We start from the raw sequence: 25,704 nt of genomic DNA, 5'->3' as shown, positions 1-25,704 counted from the left end.
CCATTTCTGACTGTTTTTCCGATGCTTAAGCCGGAACTATGGGCACCAAACCGTAACAGTGAATCGTAGCAAACACGCTCCGAGGACCGTGTTTCTGACGATTTATTCAATGATTTCAATGAGTTGGTGCCCAGAAGAGGACTCGAACCTCCACGCCCTTGCGAGCGCCGCCACCTGAAGACGGTGCGTCTACCAATTCCGCCATCTGGGCACACGATCGATCCACGGAACATCCATGTCCGGGTTCGGGTAGGCGCGGGCCACTAGCGAAGCAGCCGCTACTTTGTCAACGCAAATTGCTCTATCCGAAGGGCGAGCGCTTGCGGGCGAAAGCGCATTGCGGCTAGGGCGCAGCGGACGTATCCCATTCCGCATATTTTCGAGACGAGACAAATGGCAAAGAGCGGCGCATTGAACGGCAAGCTGGTGGTGCTGATGGGCGGGACTGGCTTCCTTGGCAATTACGTGGCGCAGGCGCTTCTGTCGCGCGGCGCCAGGCTGAGAATCTGCGGACGTGATCCACAGGCGGCTTTCAAGCTCAAGCCCCTCGCCAATCTCGGCCAGCTACAGTTCGCCCGGATGGATGCCGCCGATCGCGGCAGTGTGGAACGGTGCATCGAGGGCGCCGATGCGGTGGTCAATCTCGTTGGCAGTTTCGAAGGCGACCTACACAGGCTGATGGGCGAAGCTCCGGGCTGGATGGCCAAGATCGCCAAGGGCACCGGCGCGCGAAGCTTTGTCCACGTGAGCGCTATAGCCGACGAGCCGGACGAAGACGCCGAGAACGAATATGCCAGCGCGAAGCATCTTGGCGAGCGGCGCGTCAAAGAAGCCTTTCCCGACGCGACCATAGTCCGGCCTTCAATCATGTTCGGAAAGGACGACAATTTCCTGAACATGTTCGGCACGCTGATCGCGAAACTTCCCATACTGCCGGTTTTCGGACCCGGGGCAGAGCTGCAATTGGTCTATGTGGACGATGTCGCCGAAGTGATCGCGCGGAGTCTCGATAACCCAGGAGCGCACGGCGGCAAGACATACGAACTCGGTGGGCCGGAAAGGCTGACAATGATGGAGATCAACCGGAGGATCGCCACGGCGCAGGGCCGCAAGCGGACCTTCCTGCCCATGCCCGACAGCCTGTCGGCCATCTTCGCTGCACTCCCAGGTACTCCGATGGGCAGCGACCAGTGGAACCTGCTCAAGCAGGGCAATGTCGTGAGCGATAAATATCCCGGGTTCGAAAAGTTCGGAATCGTGCCCAAGCCGCTCGGTCTGTTTCTCGACAAATGGATGACACGCTTCCGCAAGCATGGGCGCTTTGCCGAGAGGTTGAGCGCCTAGTTTCTTTCAGCTCTCGTCGCGTAGCAGCTCGATCGGTTCGACCAAGAGGTCTGTTCCGCGATTGCCCGTGATCCGAACGCGGGTGCCCGCTTCAGCATCTTCGCCGCGCGCGGTCCATTCGCTATCGCCGACCTTGACCCGGCCGGTCCCGCTTTCGATCGCCTGGGTGACCAGTGCCGTTTCGCCTACCAACCGCCCCGCGCGGTTATTGAGCAAGGGATCGGATGAGACGATCGGCCGGTCGCGCAGCCAGCGCTTGGCGGAAAAGGCGAATATCAGCGACAGCGATACGAATGAGATAATTTCCAGCGCCAGCGGAGGCCCCGAGACGAAGGAAAGCACGGCCACGGACAATGCCGCCAGAGCCAGCCAGATGAGATAGACGCCCGGCACCAGCATTTCGAGCGCTGCGAGCGAAAGGCCGAGTATCACCCAGATCCAATAGCTTTCGATACCATCCATCGCGATCTCAGCCCTGATTGCGCGTGGGCGGTACGCTGGGATTGCGAACCGGCGCGCGCTCGCGCGGTTCGGGAATGGCTGTGCCGGTATCGGCTTTTCCCGCACCCTCCGCGAAGGTGCCCTTCACCAATTCTCCTATCCCGCCGAGCGAACCGATCAACTGGGTCGCTTCTACCGGGAAAAGGATGGTTTTCGCATTGGGACTCTCGGCGAATTTCGCGACTGCCTTGGTATATTCCTGCGCCACGAAATAATTGATCGCCTGGTTGCCGGAACTCGCGATAGCGTTGGAGACCATCTCGGTGGCTCTCGCCTCCGCTTCCGCCGCGCGTTCGCGCGCTTCTGCATCGCGGAACTGGGCTTCACGCTTGCCCTCCGCTTCGAGGATGGCGGACTGCTTGCGACCTTCGGCACGCAGGATGGAACTTGTCTTGTCGCCTTCCGCCTCAAGGATCTCGGCACGCTTCAGGCGCTCCGCCTTCATCTGTCGGGCCATGGCTTCGGAGATGTCCATCGGCGGACGGATGTCCTTGATCTCCACGCGGGTGATCTTGATGCCCCAAGGTGAGGTCGCATGGTCGACCACGCTGAGCAGGCGTGCGTTGATCTCGTCCCGCTTGGACAGGGTTTCATCGAGGTCCATCGAACCCATGACCGTCCGCAGATTGGTGGTGGTCAGGGCGAGGATAGCGTTGTGCAGGCCGGAAACTTCATAGGCGGCCTTGCCCGCATCCAGGACCTGGAAAAACACCACCGCATCCACGCCCACCATGGCATTGTCCTTGGTGATGATTTCCTGGCCCGGGATGTCGAGCACCTGTTCCATCATGTTCACCTTGTGACCGACCCGGTCGATGAACGGTGTAATGATGTGCAATCCCGGCTCTGCCCCCTTGGTGTATTTGCCGAAGCGTTCAATGGTGTACACGTAGCCCTGCTTCACCACGCGTACTGCCATCAGCAGGAACACAAGCAGCAGCAGAACCAACAACGTCAGTGCAATCGTACTACCCATTACCACACCCCTCTTGGCTACGTGGGCGCCATGGTAACGCGGTACTGTGAGCCCGCAAGCGAAACCGGCAGGTATCTTCGCCTGGGGCTAGCATCTCCGTTAAAGCGCCGCTGAATAGGTCGCCAGCAACCGAGCCCAGGCACGCTCTGCAGCGTCACGATCGTAAGCCGGACTATCGGGCACGCACCAACCGTGATCGCCGGGATAGACCTCTATCTCGGCAGGTGCGCCTACCGTCGCAGCCGCGTTGCGCAGGGCCGTCTTGGCTTCCGGTTCTCCGGCATCGTCATCCTGTGCGATTGCGATGAGATAATGCACGTCGCCCTGCAACATACGGTGCGGGCTATTCTCGCCATCGCGCACCAGGCCGCCGCCGTGAAAGCTGCATGCCGCACCGATCCGATTATCTGCGGCCGCGCTCCAGATCGTGAACGGGCCGCCCATACAATAGCCCTGGGTACCGATACGTGCGCCGGTATCGACGGCGTCCTGCCCGAAGAGCCATTCGGCCGCAGCCTTTGCGTCCGAGCCGATTGCCGCAGCATCGAGCTTCCCGCGCCACGGACCCACTTTCTGGAAACCTTCGTTCGCAGCGAATGTCGCGAAGTCGGCAAACTGTTCGCCGGATACGTCGCGGTAATATGGATTGACGAGCAATACCGCATAGCCTTCCCCGGCAAGACGCCGAGACATCTGGCGTTTGGCATCCCGTATGCCGGCAATATCGGGCCAGAAGATTACTCCGGGATTTTCTCCCGTCTGGAGGTGAAAGAACTCGCCATCCATCGTGCCGGAAGGTGTGCGAAAGCTGACCTGCCGGGACGATACCGCGTCAGCGTCTTCACCCGTGCTTATATCCATCGGCGTGCAGGCGGCGGCAGCCGCCCCGGCGGCACCGGCAAGACTGCCTGCTCCGAAAGCCCTGCGTGAAAGATTATGCTTTGCCCATCGGGCCAGCTGGTGCTGATCGCACATATAGGTCTCTCCACTCGCCCGTCCGCCAAGGAGCCTAGCAAGGTGCGCGCATCGGACAAGGGCCCAATGAGTACGCAGAGGCGCAGCCCACTTCGTTATGTGCGGTCGATCAGCTTCTGAAGACTACCGTACGTTGCCCGTTGAGGAGCACGCGTTCTTCCAGGTGCAGCCGAACTGCCTCGGCCAGCACCCGGCTTTCGATTTCCCGGCCTTTGCTGACCAGCCGATCGGGGCTGTCGGCATGGCTGATCGGCTCGACCGCCTGATGAATGATCGGTCCTTCGTCGAGATCGGCTGTCACGTAATGCGCACTGGCCCCGATCATCTTGACGCCTCTCTCGAAGGCCTGATGGTAAGGCCTTGCGCCCTTGAACCCGGGCAGGAAGGAGTGGTGAATATTGATACACCGTCCGGCGAAATGCGCCGCCTGCCGGTTCGAGAGAATCTGCATGTAGCGCGCCAGAACAACCAGTTCGGCATCGTATCGATCGGCGAGCTTTCTTGTTTCGGCTTCTTGATCCGGTTTCGTCTCCGGCGTGATTGGAAGATGATGGAAGGGAATATCGCCCAGATGGGTATGCTCGATCGCCTCACGGGGGTGGTTGGAAATGATTGCCACGGGCTCCATGGCCAATTCGCCGATCCGCCAGCGGTAGAGGAGGTCGGCAAGACAGTGGTCGAACTTGCTGACCATGATCAGCACGCGCTTTGGCCGGTCGCGCAGGGTAAGCTTCCAGTCCATCGCGAATTCATCGGCCAGATCGGCGAATTGCTTGCGAAGAGTGTCGAGTTTCGCATGGCCTGGGTCGAATTCGACCCGCATGAAAAAGGCGTCCGAGGAGCGATCGTTGAACTGCTGCGCTTCGAGGATGTTACCACCGCGTTCGAACAGGAAGGAGCTGACGCGCGCGGTTATTCCGGGACGGTCGGCGCAGGACAGCGTGAGGACGAGCGTATCTGACATACGGGGTTCCTGGCGCCTTGCAGCGGTCATTCGCAAGCGGGAACGACTAGACCCGGCGAAACTTGCGGTTTCTACTCATCGAGCTCGAAGATGACTTCCTTCATGCCCGTTTCGTGCAGTGCTTCCTCGATGATGGCTTTTTCTTCGTCGTTGAGAATTCCGTCGCAGCGGATCACATGAGCGATGGGATTGCGCAGCAGGTAGCCGCCCTCCCTGATGATCTGGCGGATGGCGCGCACGATCGTGTCTTCGAGAAAACGCGGATGCCCTACCACCGATCCATCGGTCGAAAAGGGATATTTCGCTCTCTGATCGACGAAAACGTCGGTGCCGCGATGGGTAACCTGTACCCGGTCGCGATATATTGCGACGTCGAGATCGAGCCGGTGGATATTCACCTTACCGGCGCGTGAGCGCTTCCTCGCTTTGGGTCATCAGCTTTGCGATGATACTCGCGACCGGCTCTTCTTCCTTGAGCATACCCACAGACTGGCCCGCCATCAGACTGCCGTTTTCGACATCGCCATCGATGACGGCGCGGCGTAGCGCGCCAGCCCAATAATGTTCGATCTGTAGTTGTGCTTCTTCCATTGCGATCTCTTCGCGATCCAGAACGCGCGCAACTTCGATCTGTTTCCGGGTAAATTCCTCCGTGCCCTTGTTCTTGAGCGCGCGGACCGGAATCACCGGCAGGCGCGGATCGACCTGCACGCTTGCAATGGCGTCGCGTGCATTGGCACGGAAGAAGGCTTTCTTGAAGTTCGGGTGGGCAATGCTTTCCTTTGCGCAGGCGAAACGCGTTCCGAGTTGCACGCCCGCCGCGCCCATTTCCAGATACCCTGCCATGGCGTTGCCGCGGCCGATCCCGCCGGCCACGAAAATGATATGGTCCTGGGATAATTCGGGAAGAATTTCCTGCGCCAGAACGCTGGTCGATACTGGGCCGATATGCCCGCCCGCTTCCATACCTTCGATCACCAGCGCATCCGCGCCGGAGCGAAGCAGTTTCTTGGCGAGAGCAAGCGTAGGGGCAAAGCAGAGGACCTTCGCCGGGTTCTTCCCGCCCTTGATGGCTTCGACACTGCCCTTTGGGGGAATGCCGCCTGCCAGCACCACATGGCTCACACCGGCGGCATCGCAGACCGCGATCAGATCGAACAGCTGCGGGTGCATGGTAATGAGGTTCACGCCGAACGGCTTGTCGGTCAGCTTCTGCGTCTCGGCGATTTCCGTCTCGAGCAGCTCGGGCGTCATCGCTCCGCAGGCAATCACGCCGAAGCCCCCGGCGTTCGAGATGGCAGATACGAGGTTGCGTTCGGACACCCAGCTCATTGCGCCGCACAGGATCGCATAGCGTGAACCGAGAAAATCTGCACCGCGCTGCATGAGGCGGTCGGTTTTGGGATAGGCGGTCATTGACGGCGGATAGAACCGGGCGGTCCTGTCCGCAAGTAACCGAACGCAAGTAAAAGGCATTTCGCCGTGATCGGGCAAAGGCTGTCGAAGCCGGTCTCCTTCCGTTCATGTTTTCCCGATGACAGTGGGGCCCACTGCAATTCGGAGACGAACCAATGCTCAGGAAAACAACAAGCTCGCTCCTCGCTCTTGCCGTCGGCGGTATGGTTTTTGCCGCACCCGCCAATGCAGCTGAGCCGGTTTACAGCTACGCGCCTTACGCAGGTCCCGACCTTTCAATGGCGTGGCATCATTCCGATGACGACGGTGATTGGGACGACGACGATTGGGAGGACGATGACGACGATGATGATCGCTGGAAAAAGCGCCGCTACCGCGACAACCGCTATTCCCGCCATCAAGGTCGATATTACGGTGAACCGGTCTATCGCAACACCCGGGTCTGGAGAGGCCGCGATGGACGCGTCTACTGCCGCAAGCGGGATGGCACTACGGGTCTGATCGTAGGCGGTGCGCTCGGCGCCATCCTTGGACGTGAAATAGATTCGCGCGGTGATCGCAGCCTCGGCACAATTCTTGGAGCGGCTGGCGGAGCGCTACTGGGGCGCGAAATCGAACGGGGCCGCTGTCGTTAGTTCTGGCGGCTAGTCGCCGTAGACGATCCGCACCTTGTGTGCGGCATCGCGCGCCTTGCGCCGTGCCTCGTCGGTATCGCCTGCGGTCGCCAGCGCCACGCCCATCCGACGGTATGGCCGGCTGCTCGGCTTGGCGAAGATCCTGAGATCGGTGCCCGGTTCTTCGAGAGCCTCGGCGAGGCATTCATACGACAGCGCCGTACTGTCTCGCTCGGCGAGTATGACTGCGCTGGCAGAAGGCCGCGCGCGCATTTCAGGCGGGACGGGCAGCCCCATCACTGCGCGGGTATGCAGGTCGAACTCGGTGAGGTTCTGGCTGACCAGCGTAACCATGCCGGTGTCGTGCGGACGGGGTGATAGCTCCGAGAAGATCACCTCCTCGCCCTTCACGAAGAATTCGACCCCGAACAGACCATAGCCGCCCAGCTCGTCGACGACCTTGCGTGCCATCTCCTGGGCATTGGCGATCGCCGCTTCGGTCATGGGCGTGGGCTGCCAGCTTTCCTGGTAATCGCCGCGCTCCTGCCGGTGCCCGATCGGCGGGCAGAAGGTCACGCCATCCTTGTGCCGCACCGTAAGCAGGGTGATCTCGTAATCGAAGTCGACGAATTGTTCGACAATCACACGCTGGCGGTCGCCGCGCATGTTGGCACAGGCATAGTCCCATGCCTCCTCCAGCTTCGCCGCCTCGCGCACCGTACTCTGCCCCTTGCCCGATGACGACATGACCGGCTTGATGACGCAGGGAAAGCCGGTGTGTTCTGCCGCAGCACGCACTTCCTCGAGATTCTTGGCGTAGCGATATTTCGACGTCACGAGCCCAAGTTCGTTCGCGGCAAGATCGCGGATCGCATCGCGATTCATCGTCAGCTGGGCAGCGCGAGCCGAGGGGACGACAGCGAAGCCTTCCTCCTCCAGTTCGGCCAGCACGGAGGTGCGGATCGCCTCGATCTCGGGGACGATGTAGTCGGGTCGGTGCTTCTCGGCGGCCTCGCGCAGCTTTTCGCCGTCGAGCATCGAGAAGACCTCACGGCTATCTGCCAGCTGCATCGCGGGTGCATCGTCATAGGAATCGCAGGCCACTACATAGGCGCCCAGCCGCTTGGCCGAGATCACGAACTCTCGCCCCAGTTCGCCGGACCCGAGAAGGAGTATTCTCGCCGTGTGGCTCAAGCTGCTTCGTCCTCCGCATCGAGGCCGTAGGCGGTGTGCAGGACGCGCACCGCCAGTTCGGTCTCGTCCTCGTCGATCATCACGCTGACCTTGATCTCGCTGGTCGAGATTGCCTGGATATTGATGCCGCGGTCGGACAGGGCGCGGAACATGGTGCTGGCGACCCCGGCATGGCTCTTCATGCCGACACCGACCACGGAAATCTTGGCGATCTTGCTGTCGGTTATCAGCCGGTTATAGCCGATGTCGTCGCGCCTGTCCTCGAGCAGGGCCTGCGCGCGGGCGAGATCGGCCTGGGGCACGGTGAAGGTGACGTCGGTCTCACCCTTGTCGCGACCAACGTTCTGGATGATCATATCGACATTGATGCTGGCCTGCGCGAGCGGTTCGAAGATATGCGCCACCGAACCCGGCTTGTCGGGCACGCGGGTGAGGATGATCTTGGCTTCGTTCTTGTCGTGCGCGATGCCGGTTACGTGCTGGCGTTCCACTTCGCCCTTCTCCACCAATTCGTCCATTTCCTCTTCCGACACGATCATCGTGCCCGGAAGTTCGTCTGCGGGGATCGCATCGTCGCCCACGAAGCTGGAGAGGACCTGCACACGCACGCCCTCCTTCATCGCAAGGCCTACGCTGCGGGTCTGCAGCACCTTGGCCCCCACACTCGCCAGTTCGAGCATTTCCTCGTAGGTCACCGCTTTGAGCTTGCGTGCCTTGGCCACGATCCGCGGGTCTGTGGTATAGACGCCGTCCACATCGGTATAGATGTCGCAGCGGTCGGCGTTGACAGCCGCTGCCACTGCTACTGCAGAAGTGTCGGACCCACCGCGCCCGAGTGTCGTGATACGCCCGTCTTTCGCAAGGCCCTGGAACCCGGGAATGACCGCAATCTCGCCGCGCTCCATCGAGGCGACAAGTTCGTCCGCATCGATGCCCTCGATCCGCGCCCGGGCATGCGCTTCGATGGTCCGGACCGGCAATTGCCAGCCCAACCAGCTACGCGCCCTGGCCCCAACCGACTGGAGCGTCAGCGCGAGCAGGCCCGAGGTGACCTGTTCGCCGCTTGCCACCACGACATCGTATTCGGCCGGGTCGTAAAGCGCGTTGGCTTCTCGGCAGAAGTTTACCAGCCGATCGGTCTCGCCCGCCATGGCGCTGACGACCACCGCGACCTGATTGCCGCCCGCCGCCTGCTTGCGCACGATATTGGCGACGCGGCGAATGCGTTCGGTCCCCGCCATGGAGGTGCCGCCGAATTTCATCACGATGCGGGCCAAGCGGGAATCTCTCCGTACTGGAATGCGTGGGATATGGCTGCTAGCCACGGCGCATGAGCGATGCAACCACGAGCCTCCCAAGCAATACTTCAGCCGGTCAAACGATCCGGCCCGAAGAAGCCGTGCATTTCGGCAAGCTGGCCAAGGACTGGTGGGATCCGAAGGGATCCAGCGCGATGTTGCACAAGCTCAATCCTGTACGGCTCAAGTTCCTGCGCGAGGCGATCGATCTGCACTGGACGGGCGACGTTCGCGATACGCGGCCGCTCGCCGGAAAAAGCGCGCTCGATGTGGGATGCGGCGCAGGTTTGCTCTGCGAACCGCTGGCACGGTTGGGTGCGGATGTGACCGGAGTGGATGCGGCGCCCGAAAACGTGGCGGCTGCAGCGATCCATGCCGGGCGGAGCGGGCTCGATATCCGCTACATGGCGGGCGAGCTTGCCGGGCATGACATCGGCATCTTCGATCTCGTCACCGCGATGGAGGTGATCGAACATGTCGCCGACAAGCAGGCTTTCGCCGCGCAACTGGCGGCCCGGCTGGCCGAAGGCGGGCTGATGGTCCTTTCCACCCCGAACCGGACCGTGCGCTCGCGCACGCTGATGATCGGCGCGGCTGAGAGCTTCGGATTGATCCCGAAAGGTACGCACGAGTGGAGCGATTTCGTCACTCCCGATGAACTGTCCGAAATCCTTGCCTCCGCAGGTCTCACCATGGGTGAACCGAAAGGAATCGCATTTTCGCCGATGAAGGGCCTGCACCTGTCGGACGATCTGTCGCTGAACTACATCGTCACTGCCCGCGCAGCTTGATCGATACTGCCGGATCGTCGGTGAAATAGCCGTCGACACCGACCGCTTCGAGGAGGCCGATCAAGGCTTCCACATTACCGCGCGCAGTCTCGCCGCCTGAACTGCGCAGCGGCCCCGGCAAGAAGACGTTTTCCTTGCGCACCGTCCAGGCATGAACTTCCAGCCCGGCTGCCTGCGCCGCTTCGATCAGCCCGGTAGGCGTCCCATCGGGATTGAGCAGGAGGCGCAAGTCCGCACCTATCGCATCGGCATAGCTGGCCACCTCGGTCAGTCCGCTGGGGGAAAGCATATCCTCGTAACGCAGCGCCGGTTCGTCGGCCGGTCCTTTTCCTGGCGTGGCAAGCAATACCAATCTTGCGTCGATCAACCGGTCCAATCGGCGTAGCGGTGCGACTTCGAAACTCTGCACGAAGACCGCGTCTTCCGCATCGTCCAGATCGGCTTCGCGCAGCGCGGTGACCAGCAGGTCGACGCTGTCGATGCCCGCCTCCTGCAGCAGGAAGGTCGGATGCTTCAATTCGGGGTACAGGCCGATGGTGCGGCCCGTTTCGGCCTGTTTGGCTCTCACCAGTTTCACGATCTCGGCGAAGGTCGGCACGGGATAGAGCCCGTCGAAGCGCGCATTGGCTGGCCGGACGCCGGGCAGGCGTTCCTTCGCCCGTACGGTGCGCAATTCGGCAAGGGTAAAATCTTCGGCGAACCATCCGCTCACCATGGTGCCATCGATCGTCTTGGTGCGCCGGCGGTCGGCGAATTCCTCGCGCTCCGCGACGTCGGTCGTATCCGAAAGCTCGTTTTCGTGGCGTGCGACAAGGTGGAGGTCCTGGGTCACGACCAGATCCGGTTCGATGTAGTCGGCGCCCTGGTCTATCGCTCTCTCATATGCCGCCAGCGTATGCTCGGGCCGCTCCCCGCTTGCACCGCGATGCGCGATCACGAGCATCTCCTGGGCACTGATCGCGGCCGGGCTGGCAAGGATAAATAGTAACGAAATCTTGAGGACGAATCGGCTAAATAATCTCGCCATGTTCAAGAAACTCCTAATCGGCACGGCCATCGTGGTGGGACTCATCTACGGATCGGGGAATGATTTCTCATCCCTCAAGCAGCAGATTACGAGCAGTTCGAAAGAAAACGCCCGTGGTCTGACTGCCGGTGACAACAAGGGTTGGGGCAGCGACAGCGGCTATTGAAGCGCCGCCGACCAGCCGTCTTCCGAAAAGCCCACCAATATGCCGCCATCGTGTTCGATCACCGGGCGCTTTATCATGCTGGGATGTTTCACCATCAAGTCGATCGCCTTTACGCGATCGATATCGGCCTTGTCCTCGTCGGGCAGTTTGCGAAATGTCGTCCCACGCCTGTTGAGCAACGCTTCCCATCCCGCCGCGTCGCTCCACGCCGACAGTCTGGCAGGATCGGCGCCCTCCTTCTTGTAATCGTGGAACGCATATTCGATGCCCTCCGCCTCGAGCCATTTTCGGGCTTTCTTGACGGTGTCGCAGTTGGGAATTCCGTACATCGCAAGTTTGGTCATTGAGTTATAGGCTTTTCAATTCTGGACAGTTTTTGTGTCCGGTTGGGTATGCCACAAAATTGCGGCTACGACGATACGGGCAATGACGGGCGCTGGGATCGCGTGTGCCGCAACGCTATCGCACCGCGCAAAACGGGTGGAGAAGGGGGAGTAGATGGTAAGACAAGGTCTGGCGCTGGCGAGCGCGATCGGATTGGCTGCCTGTGCAACGGTCCCGGTTTCGAACGAAATTCCGGTTTCCTCATTCGCTCCGGATTGTTCGACGATCGCAAGTTTCCTCGACAGTGTGGTTACGGAAGGCAGGGCGGTCGGGGCATCGACCCTGATCTGGAAGGATGGAAGCGAAACCTGTTTCGAGAACTCGGGATTGGCATCGCGCGAAGATAATCGCCCCTTTGCGCGCGATACCCTCGTACAGGTCTTCTCCATGACCAAGCCGGTGACCGGCGTAGCGCTCATGCAACTCTGGGAGCAAGGCAGGTTCGAGCTGGACGATCCATTGTATTGGCATCTTCCCGAATACAAGGATTTGCAGGTTGCAACCGATATCGGCAGCGATGGCAATCCGGTTCTGCGCGATCCTTCACGCCCGCCGACGGTGCGCGACGCGCTGCGCCATACCGCGGGATTTACCTACGGCGATTCAGGCGAACCGGCGGACAGGGTCTGGGCGCAGCTGGAACCGCTCTCGTCCGACAATACCCTCGCCGAGTTTTCCGAGAGGATGGCACAGGTTCCGCTGCGTGCCGACCCCGGCACCCGCTGGATCTATTCCGCCAGCGTCGATGTACAGGCGCGGCTCGTCGAAGTGTTGTCGGGAATGGCCTTCGACGAATATGTGGCGGCCAACATATTCGCGCCGCTTGGCATGGCCGACAGCGGATGGAAGCGCGACAGAAGCGATCTCGGTCGGCTGGCTCGCATCTACGTCGCCGGTGAGAACGGCACGCTCGACCCTATGCCGCGTGAGGACTGGCTCCAAGCGAACTTTGCCGGAAAGCCGATGACGATGGGCGGCTCGGGGATCGTTACCACGGTGGACGATTACATGCGCTTCGCCCGCATGCTGCTGAACGAGGGTGAGCTGGACGGTGAGCGCATCCTGGAGCCGGCGACGATACGCCTCATGTCCACCGATATGCTCGATCCGCGCATCACCCCTGAAGACCGTTCGTGGCTGACGGGCAAGGGAACGGGAGGCTTTGGCTTCGATTTCTTCGTACGCACTGCGCCGCCCATGTCTGCGGAAGAGAACAGAGGGACGGTCGGCGAGTTCTTCTGGGACGGCTTACCTTCCATGTTGTTCTGGGTGGACCCGGGGCAGGATATGGCGGTCGTCTTCGCGACACAGAAAATCCCGTTCGACAACGCACTGCACCGCGACTTTCGAATCGCCGTCTATGGAGCAACTTATGCGGGCGTTCCGTCGGAATGAGCCGATGGAGATGGCAAATCTGAAAACTTCAGCTTCCTGGTGGTGAAACTCGATAGCTGCCGGTTAGCGAATCAGCTGTCTGCCCTTAATGCCTGGGACACAGGTGCGCATCGGCAATAGCCACCGCAAGCGCGTCGGCGGCGTCGGCTCCCGCGATCGTCGCTCCGGGCAGCAATATCTTGAGCATTGCCTGCACCTGATGTTTGTCCGCGCCGCCTGTGCCGACCACGGCCTTCTTGACCAGCCGCGCCGCATGTTCATTGACCTGCAGGCCAGCCGCACCGCAGGCGGCCAGCACTGCGCCGCGTGCCTGGGCCAGCTTCAGGGTCGACTGCGGGTTCTTGTTGACGAAGATCTCTTCCGCAACCGCACGGTCGGGACGGTATTCGTCTATGACCCGCGCCAGCCCGGCCTGCAGCAACGCCAGACGCTCTGCCATCGGCTGGTTCGCCCCGGTAGGGAGCTGTCCGTTGGCGAGATGCGTGATGCGCGAACCTTCGGCGCGGATAACGCCCCAGCCGGTGCAGCTGAGCGAAGGATCGAGGCCGAGGATAATCATTGCTACACGCGTTTCCTACAACCCGATCCGCCATCCGAGGCGCCACGCCAAAGCAAGCAGGAATGCCGCGCCGAGCACGATGGCGATCGCCCATTCGTGCGCCTTCACGGCGAGACCGCTCAGGCTCCGACCTTGTCCATCACCTCGTCCGAAATCTCGTAATTTCCCCAGACTGTCTGGACGTCGTCATCGTCTTCCAGCGCATCGATCAGCTTGATGAGCGTCGAGGCGTTCTTTTCGTCCATCTCGACGGTGATGTTCGGCTTCCATGCCAGCTTGACGTTTTCCGCCTCGCCCAGCGACTTTTCGAGATCGCCAGCCACCTGATGAAGATCGTCGGCGGCAGTCCAGATGGTGTGGCCGTCTTCCGAGCTTTCGATGTCCTCGGCGCCTGCTTCCATCGCCGCTTCGAGGATTTTCTCCTCGTCGCCGGCAGAGGCGGGGTATTCGATCAGGCCGACACGTTCGAAGCCGTGCTGGACACTGCCCTCGGTGCCAAGGTTGCCGCCGTTCTTGCTGAAGGCGGTACGCACGGCGGTGGCGGTGCGGTTGCGGTTATCGGTCAGCGCTTCAACGATGATCGCGCTGCCGCCGGGGCCGTAACCCTCGTAACGCACTTCCTCGTAATTCTCGCCATCGCTGGCAGAGGCCTTGTCGATTGCGCGCTGGATATTGTCCTTGGGCATCGACTGCGCCTTGGCCGCATTGACCGCGAGGCGCAGGCGCGGATTCATGTCCGGATCGGGCATACCCATCTTTGCCGCCACGGTAATTTCGCGGCTCAGCTTGGAAAAAAGGTTCGAGCGCTTCTTGTCCTGCGCGCCCTTGCGGTGCATGATATTCTTGAACTTGGAATGGCCTGCCATGGGTCTCGCTTGCCGCCTGATTGTTTGTAATCGTGCGGTCCCTTAGCCGCTTCCCGGTCCCTCCGACAAGCCTCGCGAGCGGTGCATCTTTTGTGAATCCGCGCATTCAATGGGCGTTCATGGCAAAAGGCGTAAAAGACTGATCATTCGCTGGAAGAATGCCATGGGGAATTGGCACACGGCGACAGTTATGAAACTATCGTGCATCAAGGGCTTCGCACACGGCGGCGCCGACGCGCGATACGAAAGGACCCAAGCTATGACTACCCGTTCGAAGGGTTGGGGGCGCAAACTCAAGCTGGCCTCCGTTCCCATGATCCTTGCAGGCCTTGCCGCCTGCGCCACGCCGTTCCAGGCCGATGTATCGCGCTTCCAGACGCAGCTGCCCGCTCCGCAAGGTGAAAGCTTTGCCGTGGTGGCCGATGATCCTGCGTTGGCTGGCGGTCTCGAATTCTCGCAATACGCTGACTTAGTCGAAGCACAAATGGCTCGACTGGGCTATGCAGAGGCCGCTTCACCTGAAGATGCCACCTTGCTGGTTCGCTTCGATTACGGTGTCGATAACGGACGGGAGCGTGTGCGCAGCACGGGCTTCCATGACCCATTCTATTCGCCTTGGCGCGGCTATCGTTCGCCCTTCTATCGTCCGCGCTATTATCGCACACGCGACGGCCGCCTGATCCGTGCCGGCTATGTCGGCAGCCGCTGGGGCTACGGCTTCTACGATCCCTGGTTCGGTGGTCCGGACGTGACCAGCTACACGGTCTATACCAGCGGCATCGATATGAAGATCGACCGTGCAGCCACGGGCGAGCGTCTGTTCGAAGGCAAGGCACAGGCCCTGTCCACTTCTAACCGCTTGCAGTATCTCGTCCCTAATCTGGTCGAGGCCATGTTCACCGACTTCCCAGGAAATTCGGGCGAAACGGTGCGCATCTCGGTCAAGCCCGAAGACGAGAATACTGTCCGCCGGATCGACTAACGGAAGAGTTATTCTCTTTTGGACGGGAACCACCGAGGTAAGGCGGCCGCGGATCGGGCCGCCTTTTTATTTGCTGCGAGTTCGCCACACCAGATTCGCATAGACGATAGCCGATGCGAAGACTGAGCCCTCGATCATCGCGGTGAAGAATCGGCTGGATTCTCCAAAACCTTCGTCTCCGAAGAGTGCTCCAACATCCGCCATCTGTAAGTGCGAAGCCGGGAATTGCGCTTCGAGCAAGGCGAGGGTCCCTCCCAGGAACGAGCCTCCGGCAAGAGCCGTCAGGCCGGTGAACGATGCGCCGACAAGCGTAGCTGATACAATCGCCGTAGCCTGCGACAGGTTCGCACGCAGCACGATCTGCAAACTGGCAGCGACGGCGCTACCCAATGCCATTCCCTCGAACATTCCCGTGACCCGGCCCGGAAACACTCCGGTCAGCGATTGCATTCCGTGTGCTGCCAGCGCCGATCCCAGCGCGCCGATAACAATCCCGCCTGCGGCACCGCCCGGAATGACGGCCCAACCCTTCTCGCCGCGCCAGAGTGTGGCCAGTGCCATTCCGGTGCCGATCGCCGCACCGCCAAGCACTGCGAGAGTGGCTGAAAGAAGGATGAGTGTCGCTATCCCGGCCGCCCCGCCGGTGGTTCCGGTAATCCCGTAAAACAATCCCCCCAACAAGCCTGCCGCCAAAGCTCCCATCGTGGTCGCTCCTGCCACTCGTGCGGCTGGCGATTGTGGGCTCGCCAGTCGGGGCGCACCAGGGGCTTCAGAGATATCGGCCACGAAACGATAGCCGTGCTTGGGCACCGTTTCGATGAAACGCGGAGAGGATGCCTCGTCGCCCAGCGAGCGGCGCAGCGTACGAATACACTGGGTTAGCGCCTCATCAGTGACCGGGATACCTTTCCAAACCTCTTCCATGAAGCGATCTTTGGAAACCAGCGCCCCAGGGCTGCGTGCGAGCAGCGCCAGCGCGTCGAAATAGCGGCTGCCCAGTTCGACTTCTATCCCATCGCGCAGAAGCTGCCGGTTGGCGAAATCAAGCGTGAAGCAGCCAAAGCATAAGGGTGCGGAAGTGTCTCCCATCGCCCGCTGGTTAGGCGATGATTGGCTTCTGAGGAAGGGTTTCAGCAATTGCCCAGAAATTGCTCATGCCGCTCACCCAGGCGCCGGTTAGGCATCGTCAGATCAAAAGGGAGAACGTTCATGTTTGAAGCCGGTAAAACACTCAATGGTTGGCGCATCGCCGGATGGGGGGCGCTCGTCGCACTCCTGATCCTCCCGGCGATTGCAATGCGGTTCAGTCCGGAGGTCGACTGGACGGCATCCGATTTCGTATTTGCAGGAATAATTCTTGCGGCGCTGGGAATCGGGGGCGAGATCGCCTTCAGGGTTGGGCGCAACGCTCCGCATCGGTCGGGGATAGGGATCGCGGCACTGGGCGGCTTCCTGACAGTATGGATCAATGGCGCAGTGGGAATGCTGGGGAGCGAAGACGAACCGACCAACCTCATTTTCATTGCATTGGTTGGCGTCGCGATAGTCGCCAGCTTCCTCGTGTGGTTCCGCCCCTCGATCATGCGCTGGATTATGGCCGCGCTTTCCGCTGGTCAGTTCGCGGTCGGTGTCGCAGCAGGATTATGGATCATGCCCGGGCACGCCATAGAATGGGGTGTGCTGAGTTTTTTCGCCTTGATCTGGGGTGCCTCTGCCGCATGTTTTCACGCGGCGAACCAGCGCGCGAAGATGTAATGCGGTGTTAGACCAGCTGCGCGTGTCCGCCGGTGGAGCCGAAGCCGCCTTCGCCGCGGGCCGTCTCATCGAGCTCTTCGACTTCGTCCCACGAAGCCTGAACGACCGGTGCGAGCACTAGCTGAGCCACGCGGTCGCCGCGCGCAATCGTGAATTCGTCGGAACCGTGGTTGATGAGAATGATCTTCAATTCACCGCGATAGTCGCTGTCGATCGTACCCGGAGTGTTGGGTACGGAAATACCATGCTTGAGCGCGAGCCCCGAGCGGGGGCGGACCTGAATTTCGAAGCCTTGCTGGATCGCCATTGCCAGACCTGTCGTCACGGCGTGACGTTGGCCGGGCTTGAGCGTCACGCTTTCGGCCGAGAGCACGTCCATACCTGCGGCACCGCTCGTGGCATAGGCCGGCAAGTCAAGCCCGTGGCCATGCGGTAGCCGCTTGATGCGGACCGGCACCGGGTCAGTCACGCGGATCTTCCTCCGGTGCGGCTAGCGCTTCGGCTGCGCGACGTACCAGCTCGCGGGCGACGTCTTCCTTGGGCATTTCGGCAAGGCTTTCAACGCCGGCCGAGGTGACGATGTGAACCTGGTTCAGATCGCCGCCCATGACGCTTTCACCTTCCGCGCCAGCGACATTGTTGGCCACGATCCAGTCGGCACCCTTGCGCTTGCGTTTGGACTTGGCGTTCTCGACCACGTTTTCGGTTTCCGCAGCGAAGCCGATCAGGAGATGCGGGCGTTTCCGCCCTGCGGCGACCGCGGCCAGAATGTCCGGATTCTCGGCGAGGATCAGCGCAGGCGGTGCGCTGCCGCGCTTCTTCATCTTCTCGCCTGCGACATGGCGGCTCTTCCAGTCGGCCACGGCGGCGACCATGAATGCGGCATCGGCGGGCAGCGCATTGCGCACTTCTTCTGCCATGTCTTCTGCGGTCTCTACATCGATGCGATCGACTCCCACAGGGGTGGGAAGATGCACGGGACCGGAAATAAGCGTGACCCGGGCGCCAGCCGCTGCAGCCATGGCAGCGATGGCAAAACCCTGCTTCCCGCTCGAACGGTTGGCGATGTAACGCACCGGATCGATCGGCTCGCGAGTCGGACCGGCAGTGACCAGCACGTGCTTACCGTAGAGCGGGCGATGCTCGGGATCTTCGTCGAAAATCGCCTGACCATAGAGCGGATTCGCAGCCAGTGCTTCCGATGCATCCAGCACCTGAGCATCATCGGGAATCGGCTGCGGCATGGCGCGCGCATCCTGCCGCGCAACGGTATGGTTGATCGCTTCCTTGTCCGTCGGCGGCGCAGACACAGCCGCGCCCTTCTTGGCAAGCAGCGGCCCTCCGAGATCCGGATTGAACTCGGGCTCCTCGAACGCGTCGGCGTCGAAATCGACTTCCTCGAATTCCTCCTCGTCGAAATCCTGCTCGACCTCTTCCTGGGTGCGCTTTGCTGTGCTGCGCGGGATGATCGCATTGAGCAGGCTGCCGAGTCCCGAACCGCTATAGGAAGACTTCTCTTCGTCGTATTCGTGTTCGTCCGCTTCTACCGGCTCACCGTCCTCATCGCTCTCTGGATCGGCAGATGGCGGCGAAAGTTGCGGGGCAGGCGGGGCGAGTTCGGGCAGGTCGATATCCAGATCGAGCTGTTCGGCGATCTTCTGGAGGATCGCCGCCGGTTCCGGCAGGCGTCCGGGACCGAATTCCCCGCACGCCATCGCGCCTTCGTCAGGATCCATCACGGTGACGCCCGCCTGACGGAGCCATTCGGCATTCCGCTGTGTCGCCGAATGCTCCCACATGCGCACGTTCATGGCGGGCACGGTCACGACCGGCTTGTCGGTGGCGAGGATCAGAGTGGTGGCGAGATCGTCGGCGATGCCCGCAGCCATCTTTGCAAGGAGGTCCGCCGTGGCCGGGCAGACGACGACGAGATCGGCCTGCCGTGAAAGCTGGATATGCCCCATCTCTACCTCGTCCTTGAGGTCGAAAAGCGAGGTATAGACCTTGTTCTCGCTCAGCGCGGCAAGCGCCATGGGTGTGACGAATTGCTGGCCGCCTTCTGTCAGGACGCAGGTGACATCGCCCCCCGCCTTCTTGATGAGGCGCACAAGTTCGCAGCTCTTGTAGGCGGCGATGCCACCCCCGATGACGAGCAGGATCCTGGGACCGCTCACGCGCCCCTGCCTGTTGTCTTCATGTCGCGCTGACTGGCTCGCGCGGATCGGCTGGTGAATTCCCATTGCGTCATCGATGCGCTTGCTAGCGCCCCCTGTCCGTCATTTCCAGCGCGCATAAGCACACTATTCAAGCTCATCCTTGCCAGCCTATGGTTTAGAAATCCGTAACGGGGGAGTTTCACCATGCATTTCATACTCGCCGGTCTGCTTGCGCTCGGTGCGCTGCTCGACCTGATTTTGGGGGTCAGCTTTTTCGTCGATCCCGCCACCGCGGGCGCCGATTTCGGGCTGCACTCGTCCACCCCGATGGGGCTATCGGCCATGCGGGGAGACTTCACCGCCTTCTTCTGGGTCGCTGCGATCAGCATGGGTATCGGCGCATGGAAGCGGCGCGGAGACGTGTTGTGGCCCGCGCTTGCGCTCTTCGCCATCGCGTTCACCGGGCGACTGGTGAACCTCGTGGTGATCGGCGATTACGACGGCTGGTGGCAGCCCATGACCGTCGAAGCGCTTCACGTCATCGTGATCGCGCTCGCAATCAAGGTCTTTCCCTTCGGCGGAATCAGCCCAGCAGACCCTGTGTGACAGCGGCCCAGGACGCGATGCCGCCCAAGGCTGCCGCAGCGACATAGCCGATCCAGCCGCGTTTCTTGCGCTTGGGGGCTCCCGGCCCGAATTCGATCGGGATTTCAGGCAGCGGCGGCGGTTCGGGCGCGCCGCCCCGGGCGGGAAAACGGTCCTCGATCCGGCGGACAAGTTCGGGAATCCGCAGCAGCGTTTCGGTATCTTCGCGAATCCGATCGGCGATGGCGGCTTCGGGACCGAGTTCGTCGCGAATCCAGCTGCGGACATAGGGGGCGGAGACGTCCCACATGTTGATCTTGGGATTGAGCTGGGTGGCGATGCCTTCGACCATCACCATGGTCTTCTGCAGCAGCAGCAGATGGGGCTGGGTCTGCATGTCGAAATCGCGGGTGATCGCGAACAGCCCGTCAAGCATCTGGCCGACGCTGAGTTCGCTCACCGGCTTGCCGCGCATCGGCTCGCCCACCGCCCTCAGCGCCGTCGCGAACTCGTCGACATTGTGATAGCTGGGCACATATTGCGCCTCGAAATGAATCTCGGCAACGCGGCGGTAATTGCCCGTGGTCAGGCCATAGAGAATCTCCGCCAGCCACATACGCGCGCGCCGGTCGATTCTCCCCATGATGCCGAAATCGATTGCCGCGATGGTCCCGTCGGGCTTAACGAATAAATTCCCCTGATGCATGTCGGCGTGGAAAAATCCGGCCGCGATAGCCTGTTTGAGGAAGGCAAGCACGAGCCGGCTGGCCAGATCGTCCATGTCGTGGCCTGCGGCAATCAGCGCTTCGGTGTCGCTGATCTTGATGCCGTCGATCCAGTCGATGGTCATGACCCGGCCATTGGTCCTGTCCCAGTCGATATCTGGAATCTCGTATTTCTCGGTGCCGACCATGTGTTCGGCCAATTCGGAAGCGCTCGCCGCCTCGCGCCGAAGGTCGAGTTCGCGATTGGTCCAGCGCTTGAAATTGGCGATGGTCAGGCGTGGGCGGAGGCGCGCGGCCTCACCGCCGAAGCTTTCGAGATGCGCGGCGGCCCATTCGTAGGTGTCGATGTCGCGCGCAAAGCGTTCACGCACGCCGGGGCGCAGCACCTTGACCGCAACTTCGCGGCCCTCGGTCGTCACTGCACGGTGTACCTGCGCGATCGAGGCTGCCCCGATGGGCACCGGATCGAATTCGGCATAGAGCGCTTCGAGCGGCTGTTCGAAGCTCGCCTCGATACTCGCCTTGATTTCCGCGAAATCGACCGGCGGCAGGTTATCCTGCAGGCTCAGGAGGTTGCGCGCCGCTTCCTCGCCGACAAGGTCGGGTCTGGTTGCCAGCGTCTGCCCGAGTTTGATCGCTGCCGGACCGATATCCTTGAAGGCGCCCGCATAATCCGGCTCCTTCGGCTGAACCGTTCCGAAACGCGCGATCCGCGCCAACCGCTTGACCGGCGGCGGCGTATTCGGATCACGCTCGATCCCGCGCAGCGCGCCATGCCGCGCAAGCGTGCGGCCCCATTTCAAGAGCCGCCAGATATGCGTTGCGGGCCGTGTCACCGCTAGACTTTCCACCCCGAGTGGATGTTTACCGCGCCGCCGAGGATTTTCTCGACACGTGTGTTCTCGAAGCCCGCATCGCGGATCATGGCCTCGAACTCGGGTGGCTTGGGGAACCGGCGGATCGACTCGGCCAGGTAGCGATAGCTGTCCTCGTCACCAGCAATCGCCTTGCCGATCTGCGGCATGACTTTGTGCGAATAGAGGTCGTAGACTTCCTTGAAGCCGGGCCAGTCGGTCTGGCTGAATTCCATGCAGTAGAACCGTCCACCGAACTTCAGAACGCGGTGCGCTTCCTTGAGGGCCTTGTCGATGAAGGTCACGTTGCGGATGCCGAACACGATGGTGTAGGCATCGAAAGTGCGACTGCTGAAAGCCAGTTCCTCGGCATTCTGACGAGACCACACCAGCCCGTCGATCCCCCGCTCCATCGCGCGTTCGATGCCGACGTCGAGCATTTCCTGGTTGATGTCGGACACGGTGACGCTTGCACCCTTGTCCGCCATACGGAACGCGATGTCGCCCGTGCCGCCTGCCATGTCGAGGATCTGTTCGCCCGCCTGCGGCTTCACGCGCTTGACGAAGCGGTCTTTCCAGAGCCGGTGCATTCCGGCGCTCATGGCGTCGTTCATCACGTCGTATTTGGCGGCAACGCTGGAAAAGACCTCGCCCACGCGGCCGGTCTTTTCGGATGCGTCGATGTCTTCGTAGCCGAAGGAAACGGTGTCACTCATGGAGGCGAGCCTTAGGGGGAATTGAGCTTTAGGCAAAGGCCTTGAATTTAGCCGTCATCCCAGCGAAAGCTGGGATCGCTATCCGACAGAGACCCCAGCTTTCGCTGGGGTGACGAGACTTGATTTGCCTGAGCTTCCCGAAGTCGAAACAACGGTGCGCGGTCTTGCCCGGTTCCTCGAAGGGGAGACGATCACGCGCGTCAGGGTAAACCGCCCCGATATGCGTCGCCCCTTCCCGCCCGACCTGGTGCAGGCGCTGACCGGCGCGAGCGTGACGCACCTGTCGCGCCGGGCGAAATACGGGCTGATCCACACCAGCCGCGACCATGCCATGATCTTTCACCTCGGCATGAGCGGGCGCTGGCGGATCGATCCGGAGGATGAGGAGAAACACGATCATCTCGTGATCGAAACCGCAGGCCACCGTTTCGCACTGAACGACCCACGGCGTTTCGGCTCGGTGGACCTCATGACCAGCGGCGAACTGGTGAGCTGGAAGCCCTTCGCCACTCTGGGGCCGGAGCCATTGGGAGATGGCCTCACCCCCGAACACCTGCGCGAACCTACGCGCGGGCGCAAGCAGGCGATCAAGCTGCTGCTGCTCGACCAGCGCATCGTGGCGGGGCTTGGCAATATCTACGTCTGCGAGGCGCTGTGGCATGCGAGCATCCACCCGCGAAAGGAAGGGGGCAAGGTGACAATGCCGCAGCTGCGCCGTCTAGTCCCCGCAATCAAGGACGTGCTCGAGCGTTCAATCCGCGACGGCGGCAGCACCCTGCGCGATTTCGCCCAGCCCGACGGAAACTTGGGCTATTTCGCGACCCGCTTCCACGTGTACGGCCGCGAGGGAGAGGCCTGCCACCATGAGGACGGCGGGACGATCAGGCGCATCGTGCAGGGCGGGCGAAGCACGTGGTTCTGCCCGGTTTGCCAGAGATGAGCGTAGTTCTTAGGCCGTGTTGACAAAAGACTTCAGCCATAGGCGAGTGGCGGCGAGGTTTAGGAAGCTCTCGAAGGACAGGACGGTCTTGTCGTAGCGGGTGGCGATACGGCGCTGTTGCTTGAGCTTACCGAACATGCGCTCGACGCGGTTGCGGTCCCGGTAGCGACGATAGTCGGGATGCTCGGGCACCTTGCGGTTCGAGCGGGGCGGGATGATCGGCAGTATGCCCCGGATCAGCAGGCTCTCGCGGAAGCGGTCGCCATCATATCCCTTGTCTGCCAGCAGCGCCTTGGGTGCGGCGACCGGGATCTCCATCAGCGGCTCAGCAGCGGTGTAATCGGAGGCCTCACCACCAGTCAGGATGAAGCCGAGAGGCAGTCCCTGATTGTCGCAGCGGGCATGGATTTTGCTCGTAAAGCCGCCGCGTGATCGACCAAGAGCGTTCGCACAAGCCCCCCTTTTCCGCCCACTGCCGAGACGTGGCCGCGAACGCTGGTGCTGTCGATCATGTGCTGCCAGTCGTCGGTCAGCCCCAGCTCGACCAGCGTTTGAAGCAGGGCATCCCACACGCCTTGTTCGGCCCAGCGCCGGAACCGGACATAGACCGAGTTCCACTTGCCGTAGCGCTCGTGCATGTCGCGCCAGGGGCAGCCTACCCTCAATACGTGGAGCATGCCGTTGAGGAAGCGTCGGTTATCGCCCGCCGGTCGCGCCCAGCGTCCCCGCTCAGGCGGCAGCAGCGGCCCGATCAGTTCCCACTCCGCATCCGACAAGTCTCCGCGACCCATGACTGCTCCTCAAAAAGCAGTCTTGAATCAGAAGTCGGAGTGATTGGGAATCCCTTTTGTCAACACGGCCTAGTAAGCAGGATGATCCCAATATGCGATCCGAGGTTTGTTCGTTTGCTCTATCTTTTTGAATTTGGAAAAAAGAACGCAAACGCAAATGGGAGATAGAGAACTACAAACGCGAGCCATATCGATAGATTAAAAACTTTGGTATGTTCTGTATTAGCCGTAAATGCGCGCGCCGCGAAATAGCAAATTGGTAATATCAGGATTGCTTGCGCTTGGTACCAATACCCTATGTACACCTTCGTGAAAATGTTTCTTGATTTTCTTGCTGAAAGTCGTTGCTCCTTCGACGGATAATATAAGTCGAGCTGCCCGACCATTCCCCACACGGCAATCGGCGAAAAGGCCAGAAAAACCAGCAATACTGTCCAAAAGTCCATCATGCGCCTAACTAGCCGCAGAGAAGGCTTTGTCACAAATCCAGCGAAGCATATTCCCGTGGCGGCGGTAATCCGTCCATCTTCTCGCTCAGTAGCGGACGGAAGCTCGGGCGGCTTTTCATCACCATGTACCAGCCCTGCGCCTGCTCGTGACCGCGCCAGTCGACCGCGCCGAGGTAATCCACCACCGAGAGATGTGCCGCACAGGTGAGGTCGGCGAGGCTTAGTTGCGGCCCGGCGAGCCATTGCCGCGTGTCGACCAGCCAATCGATATAGTCGAGATGGCCATGCAGCATCCGCCCCATCTGGCGCAGCACCTGCCCGTCGGGCGGCTGGCGCAGGACAATCCGCTTCTTCATCTTCTCATTGAGGGTGGGCCCGCTCACGTCGGCGTAGAAATTCTCGTCGAACAGCGCGACCAGACGCCGGATTTCGGCGCGCTGGGTTGCGCTTCCCGATATCATCGGATTGCGTTCGACAGTCTCTTCCAGGAATTCGCAGATCGCCTGGCTGTCGCACAGGGTGACCCGGCGTGCAGCATCATGGAGCACCGGGGTGCGACCTGCCGGATTGAGCTGCCAGAAAGCGTCACTTGCCTCCCAGGGGTTCTCGCGCACCAGCTCATAGGCGACCGACTTCTCGCCCATGAGCAGGCGGAGCTTCCGGCTGAAAGGACACAAGGGGAATTGGTGGAGTTGCCACATGCTGGCCCACCCCATGCATCACCCGCGCGCCAAAATCCACATCGCCGCGCAGCTGTCCGCCAAAATTTCGGCGTGAAGTCAGTCGGCTTGCGGCGCGGCGTCCTTTAACCGTTCCGCCATCTGCTCGAGCGCGGGCATCATCTGTTCGAAAGCGCCGGCCATCGAGCCCATCGTATCGAGAGCGCGCGGCAGGTTCTTTTCGATTTCCTCAGGCACGCGGTCTGCCTCCGGAGCCACCGATCGCAAGGTCGCGTCCGGATCGACCCTGGGCGCATCCTCGCCCGCGATTTCGCCCACCGAGTTCATCAACGGGGCGAGCGGTATGTCGAGCAGCACTTCGCTCATCGTGCGCAGCATCAGCGCCATCTGGCGCTGCTTCTCGGGGTCCCGCATCCGTTCGGCCATTTCGGAGAACGGGCTTTCCCGCTCTTCCAGCGCGATAATAGTTTCATCGCTGGCGTCCTGCGCAAGCAGGGAAGTCGGCGCGACAAAGGCAACGGTGGCAAGGGCGGGGAGTATAAGTTTACGCATGGTTTCACCCAGGTTTTCCGCGATTCGGGACGATATGCCCGAACGCCAA

The 25,704-nt window shown here is 61.3% G+C and carries 28 protein-coding genes, 1 tRNA gene and 1 pseudogene; 9 read left to right on the top strand and 21 right to left on the bottom strand.

Annotated elements, in window-relative coordinates; translation table 11 throughout:
- Positions 1-124: 124 nt before the first annotated feature.
- A tRNA-Leu gene (locus AC13CE_RS05190) sits at positions 125-211 on the bottom strand.
- A 182-nt stretch (positions 212-393) separates the two neighbouring features.
- On the opposite strand from AC13CE_RS05190, the gene AC13CE_RS05185 reads away from it, so the two are divergent.
- Complete coding sequence (locus AC13CE_RS05185) at positions 394-1,344, top strand: complex I NDUFA9 subunit family protein (protein WP_221541317.1); 951 nt, start codon at positions 394-396, stop codon at positions 1,342-1,344.
- A gap of 6 nt (positions 1,345-1,350) precedes the next feature.
- Here AC13CE_RS05185 and AC13CE_RS05180 read toward each other — a convergent pair whose 3' ends face one another.
- The 6 genes from AC13CE_RS05180 to AC13CE_RS05155 all read right to left on the bottom strand — a co-directional run bounded on the left by AC13CE_RS05180 (position 1,351) and on the right by AC13CE_RS05155 (position 6,176).
- Positions 1,351-1,806: an NfeD family protein gene (locus AC13CE_RS05180; RefSeq protein ID WP_221541316.1), complete on the bottom strand. Its 456-nt coding sequence runs from the start codon at positions 1,804-1,806 to the stop codon at positions 1,351-1,353.
- 7 nt (positions 1,807-1,813) lie between these two features.
- Positions 1,814-2,821 carry an SPFH domain-containing protein gene (locus AC13CE_RS05175; protein WP_221541315.1) on the bottom strand — a complete coding sequence of 336 codons (1,008 nt, stop codon included), beginning with the start codon at positions 2,819-2,821 and terminating at the stop codon, positions 1,814-1,816.
- 99 nt (positions 2,822-2,920) lie between these two features.
- A complete protein-coding gene (locus AC13CE_RS05170; protein ID WP_221541314.1) occupies positions 2,921-3,796 on the bottom strand; it encodes a dienelactone hydrolase family protein in 876 nt (291 codons plus the stop codon).
- 109 nt (positions 3,797-3,905) lie between these two features.
- Entirely contained in the window at positions 3,906-4,760 is an 855-nt protein-coding gene (gene purU, locus AC13CE_RS05165) for a formyltetrahydrofolate deformylase (protein WP_221541313.1), read from the bottom strand.
- Between the two features lie 71 nt (positions 4,761-4,831).
- Positions 4,832-5,158 (bottom strand): hypothetical protein, encoded by a 327-nt coding sequence (locus tag AC13CE_RS05160; protein ID WP_221541312.1) that lies wholly within the window; start codon positions 5,156-5,158, stop codon positions 4,832-4,834.
- A gap of 1 nt (position 5,159) precedes the next feature.
- Positions 5,160-6,176 carry an NAD(P)H-dependent flavin oxidoreductase gene (locus AC13CE_RS05155; protein WP_473820559.1) on the bottom strand — a complete coding sequence of 339 codons (1,017 nt, stop codon included), beginning with the start codon at positions 6,174-6,176 and terminating at the stop codon, positions 5,160-5,162.
- Between the two features lie 155 nt (positions 6,177-6,331).
- Here AC13CE_RS05155 and AC13CE_RS05150 point away from each other — a divergent pair, with 155 nt between their 5' ends.
- A complete protein-coding gene (locus AC13CE_RS05150) occupies positions 6,332-6,811 on the top strand; it encodes a glycine zipper 2TM domain-containing protein (protein ID WP_482971739.1) in 480 nt (159 codons plus the stop codon).
- A 9-nt stretch (positions 6,812-6,820) separates the two neighbouring features.
- Here AC13CE_RS05150 and purT read toward each other — a convergent pair whose 3' ends face one another.
- The gene (gene purT, locus AC13CE_RS05145; RefSeq protein WP_482971738.1) at positions 6,821-7,984 is read right to left on the bottom strand and encodes a formate-dependent phosphoribosylglycinamide formyltransferase; all 1,164 of its coding nucleotides are present in this window, start codon (positions 7,982-7,984) and stop codon (positions 6,821-6,823) included.
- Complete coding sequence (locus tag AC13CE_RS05140; RefSeq protein ID WP_473820562.1) at positions 7,981-9,261, bottom strand: aspartate kinase; 1,281 nt, start codon at positions 9,259-9,261, stop codon at positions 7,981-7,983. The genes purT and AC13CE_RS05140 overlap by 4 nt, the downstream gene beginning before the upstream one ends.
- Positions 9,262-9,314: 53 nt before the next feature.
- On the opposite strand from AC13CE_RS05140, the gene ubiG reads away from it, so the two are divergent.
- Complete coding sequence (ubiG, locus tag AC13CE_RS05135) at positions 9,315-10,073, top strand: bifunctional 2-polyprenyl-6-hydroxyphenol methylase/3-demethylubiquinol 3-O-methyltransferase UbiG (RefSeq protein WP_482971737.1); 759 nt, start codon at positions 9,315-9,317, stop codon at positions 10,071-10,073.
- On the opposite strand, the gene AC13CE_RS05130 is transcribed toward ubiG, so the two are convergent.
- Positions 10,054-11,100: a glycerophosphodiester phosphodiesterase family protein gene (locus tag AC13CE_RS05130; protein ID WP_482971736.1), complete on the bottom strand. Its 1,047-nt coding sequence runs from the start codon at positions 11,098-11,100 to the stop codon at positions 10,054-10,056. The genes ubiG and AC13CE_RS05130 overlap by 20 nt on opposite strands.
- Between AC13CE_RS05130 and AC13CE_RS05125 the strand changes: the two genes are divergently transcribed.
- Positions 11,099-11,266, top strand: a complete 168-nt coding sequence (locus AC13CE_RS05125) for a hypothetical protein (RefSeq protein ID WP_482971735.1) — start codon at positions 11,099-11,101, stop codon at positions 11,264-11,266. The genes AC13CE_RS05130 and AC13CE_RS05125 overlap by 2 nt on opposite strands.
- On the opposite strand, the gene AC13CE_RS05120 is transcribed toward AC13CE_RS05125, so the two are convergent.
- Positions 11,260-11,610 carry an ArsC family reductase gene (locus AC13CE_RS05120; RefSeq protein WP_221541305.1) on the bottom strand — a complete coding sequence of 117 codons (351 nt, stop codon included), beginning with the start codon at positions 11,608-11,610 and terminating at the stop codon, positions 11,260-11,262. The two genes, AC13CE_RS05125 and AC13CE_RS05120, sit on opposite strands and share 7 nt — an antisense overlap.
- 154 nt (positions 11,611-11,764) lie before the next feature.
- Here AC13CE_RS05120 and AC13CE_RS05115 point away from each other — a divergent pair, with 154 nt between their 5' ends.
- On the top strand, positions 11,765-13,045 hold the full coding sequence (locus AC13CE_RS05115; protein ID WP_482971734.1) for a serine hydrolase domain-containing protein: 1,281 nt from the start codon (positions 11,765-11,767) through the stop codon (positions 13,043-13,045).
- Positions 13,046-13,130: 85 nt separating this feature from the next.
- Here AC13CE_RS05115 and ruvC read toward each other — a convergent pair whose 3' ends face one another.
- Together ruvC and AC13CE_RS05105 are read right to left on the bottom strand one after the other, a co-directional pair.
- Positions 13,131-13,604, bottom strand: a complete 474-nt coding sequence (gene ruvC / locus AC13CE_RS05110) for a crossover junction endodeoxyribonuclease RuvC (protein WP_221541304.1) — start codon at positions 13,602-13,604, stop codon at positions 13,131-13,133.
- A 119-nt stretch (positions 13,605-13,723) separates the two neighbouring features.
- Entirely contained in the window at positions 13,724-14,470 is a 747-nt protein-coding gene (locus tag AC13CE_RS05105; protein ID WP_221541303.1) for a YebC/PmpR family DNA-binding transcriptional regulator, read from the bottom strand.
- 259 nt (positions 14,471-14,729) lie between these two features.
- Between AC13CE_RS05105 and AC13CE_RS05100 the strand changes: the two genes are divergently transcribed.
- On the top strand, positions 14,730-15,452 hold the full coding sequence (locus tag AC13CE_RS05100; RefSeq protein ID WP_247710541.1) for a DUF4136 domain-containing protein: 723 nt from the start codon (positions 14,730-14,732) through the stop codon (positions 15,450-15,452).
- A 66-nt stretch (positions 15,453-15,518) separates the two neighbouring features.
- Here the strand turns inward: AC13CE_RS05100 and AC13CE_RS05095 are convergent, their stop codons facing one another.
- On the bottom strand, positions 15,519-16,541 hold the full coding sequence (locus AC13CE_RS05095) for a winged helix-turn-helix domain-containing protein (RefSeq protein WP_482971733.1): 1,023 nt from the start codon (positions 16,539-16,541) through the stop codon (positions 15,519-15,521).
- 120 nt (positions 16,542-16,661) lie between these two features.
- Between AC13CE_RS05095 and AC13CE_RS05090 the strand changes: the two genes are divergently transcribed.
- Positions 16,662-17,207 (top strand): hypothetical protein, encoded by a 546-nt coding sequence (locus tag AC13CE_RS05090; RefSeq protein WP_482971732.1) that lies wholly within the window; start codon positions 16,662-16,664, stop codon positions 17,205-17,207.
- A gap of 7 nt (positions 17,208-17,214) precedes the next feature.
- Here AC13CE_RS05090 and dut read toward each other — a convergent pair whose 3' ends face one another.
- Positions 17,215-17,676, bottom strand: a complete 462-nt coding sequence (gene dut, locus AC13CE_RS05085; RefSeq protein ID WP_482971731.1) for a dUTP diphosphatase — start codon at positions 17,674-17,676, stop codon at positions 17,215-17,217.
- The gene (locus tag AC13CE_RS05080) at positions 17,669-19,447 is read right to left on the bottom strand and encodes a bifunctional phosphopantothenoylcysteine decarboxylase/phosphopantothenate synthase (protein WP_482971730.1); all 1,779 of its coding nucleotides are present in this window, start codon (positions 19,445-19,447) and stop codon (positions 17,669-17,671) included. The genes dut and AC13CE_RS05080 overlap by 8 nt, the downstream gene beginning before the upstream one ends.
- Positions 19,448-19,567: 120 nt before the next feature.
- On the opposite strand from AC13CE_RS05080, the gene AC13CE_RS05075 reads away from it, so the two are divergent.
- The gene (locus AC13CE_RS05075) at positions 19,568-19,969 is read left to right on the top strand and encodes a hypothetical protein (protein WP_482971729.1); all 402 of its coding nucleotides are present in this window, start codon (positions 19,568-19,570) and stop codon (positions 19,967-19,969) included.
- Here AC13CE_RS05075 and ubiB read toward each other — a convergent pair.
- Together ubiB and AC13CE_RS05065 are read right to left on the bottom strand one after the other, a co-directional pair.
- On the bottom strand, positions 19,947-21,509 hold the full coding sequence (gene ubiB, locus AC13CE_RS05070) for a 2-polyprenylphenol 6-hydroxylase (RefSeq protein WP_482971728.1): 1,563 nt from the start codon (positions 21,507-21,509) through the stop codon (positions 19,947-19,949). The two genes, AC13CE_RS05075 and ubiB, sit on opposite strands and share 23 nt — an antisense overlap.
- A 2-nt stretch (positions 21,510-21,511) precedes the next feature.
- Positions 21,512-22,243, bottom strand: coding sequence for a class I SAM-dependent methyltransferase (locus AC13CE_RS05065; protein ID WP_482971727.1), 732 nt, complete (start codon positions 22,241-22,243; stop codon positions 21,512-21,514).
- 124 nt (positions 22,244-22,367) lie between these two features.
- Between AC13CE_RS05065 and mutM the strand changes: the two genes are divergently transcribed.
- Positions 22,368-23,183: a bifunctional DNA-formamidopyrimidine glycosylase/DNA-(apurinic or apyrimidinic site) lyase gene (gene mutM, locus AC13CE_RS05060; RefSeq protein WP_482971726.1), complete on the top strand. Its 816-nt coding sequence runs from the start codon at positions 22,368-22,370 to the stop codon at positions 23,181-23,183.
- Between the two features lie 9 nt (positions 23,184-23,192).
- Here mutM and AC13CE_RS05055 read toward each other — a convergent pair.
- From AC13CE_RS05055 to AC13CE_RS05045, 3 genes and pseudogenes are all read right to left on the bottom strand, one after another.
- A pseudogene (locus AC13CE_RS05055) lies at positions 23,193-23,974 on the bottom strand (IS5 family transposase).
- 478 nt (positions 23,975-24,452) lie between these two features.
- On the bottom strand, positions 24,453-25,124 hold the full coding sequence (locus AC13CE_RS05050; protein WP_482971725.1) for a glutathione S-transferase family protein: 672 nt from the start codon (positions 25,122-25,124) through the stop codon (positions 24,453-24,455).
- Positions 25,125-25,202: 78 nt separating this feature from the next.
- Entirely contained in the window at positions 25,203-25,655 is a 453-nt protein-coding gene (locus tag AC13CE_RS05045; RefSeq protein ID WP_482971724.1) for a hypothetical protein, read from the bottom strand.
- Between the last annotated feature and the right edge of the window lie 49 nt (positions 25,656-25,704).

The organism is Qipengyuania sp. B-5, from assembly GCF_056857815.1.
This window is presented reverse-complemented; position numbering and strand designations above follow the sequence as displayed.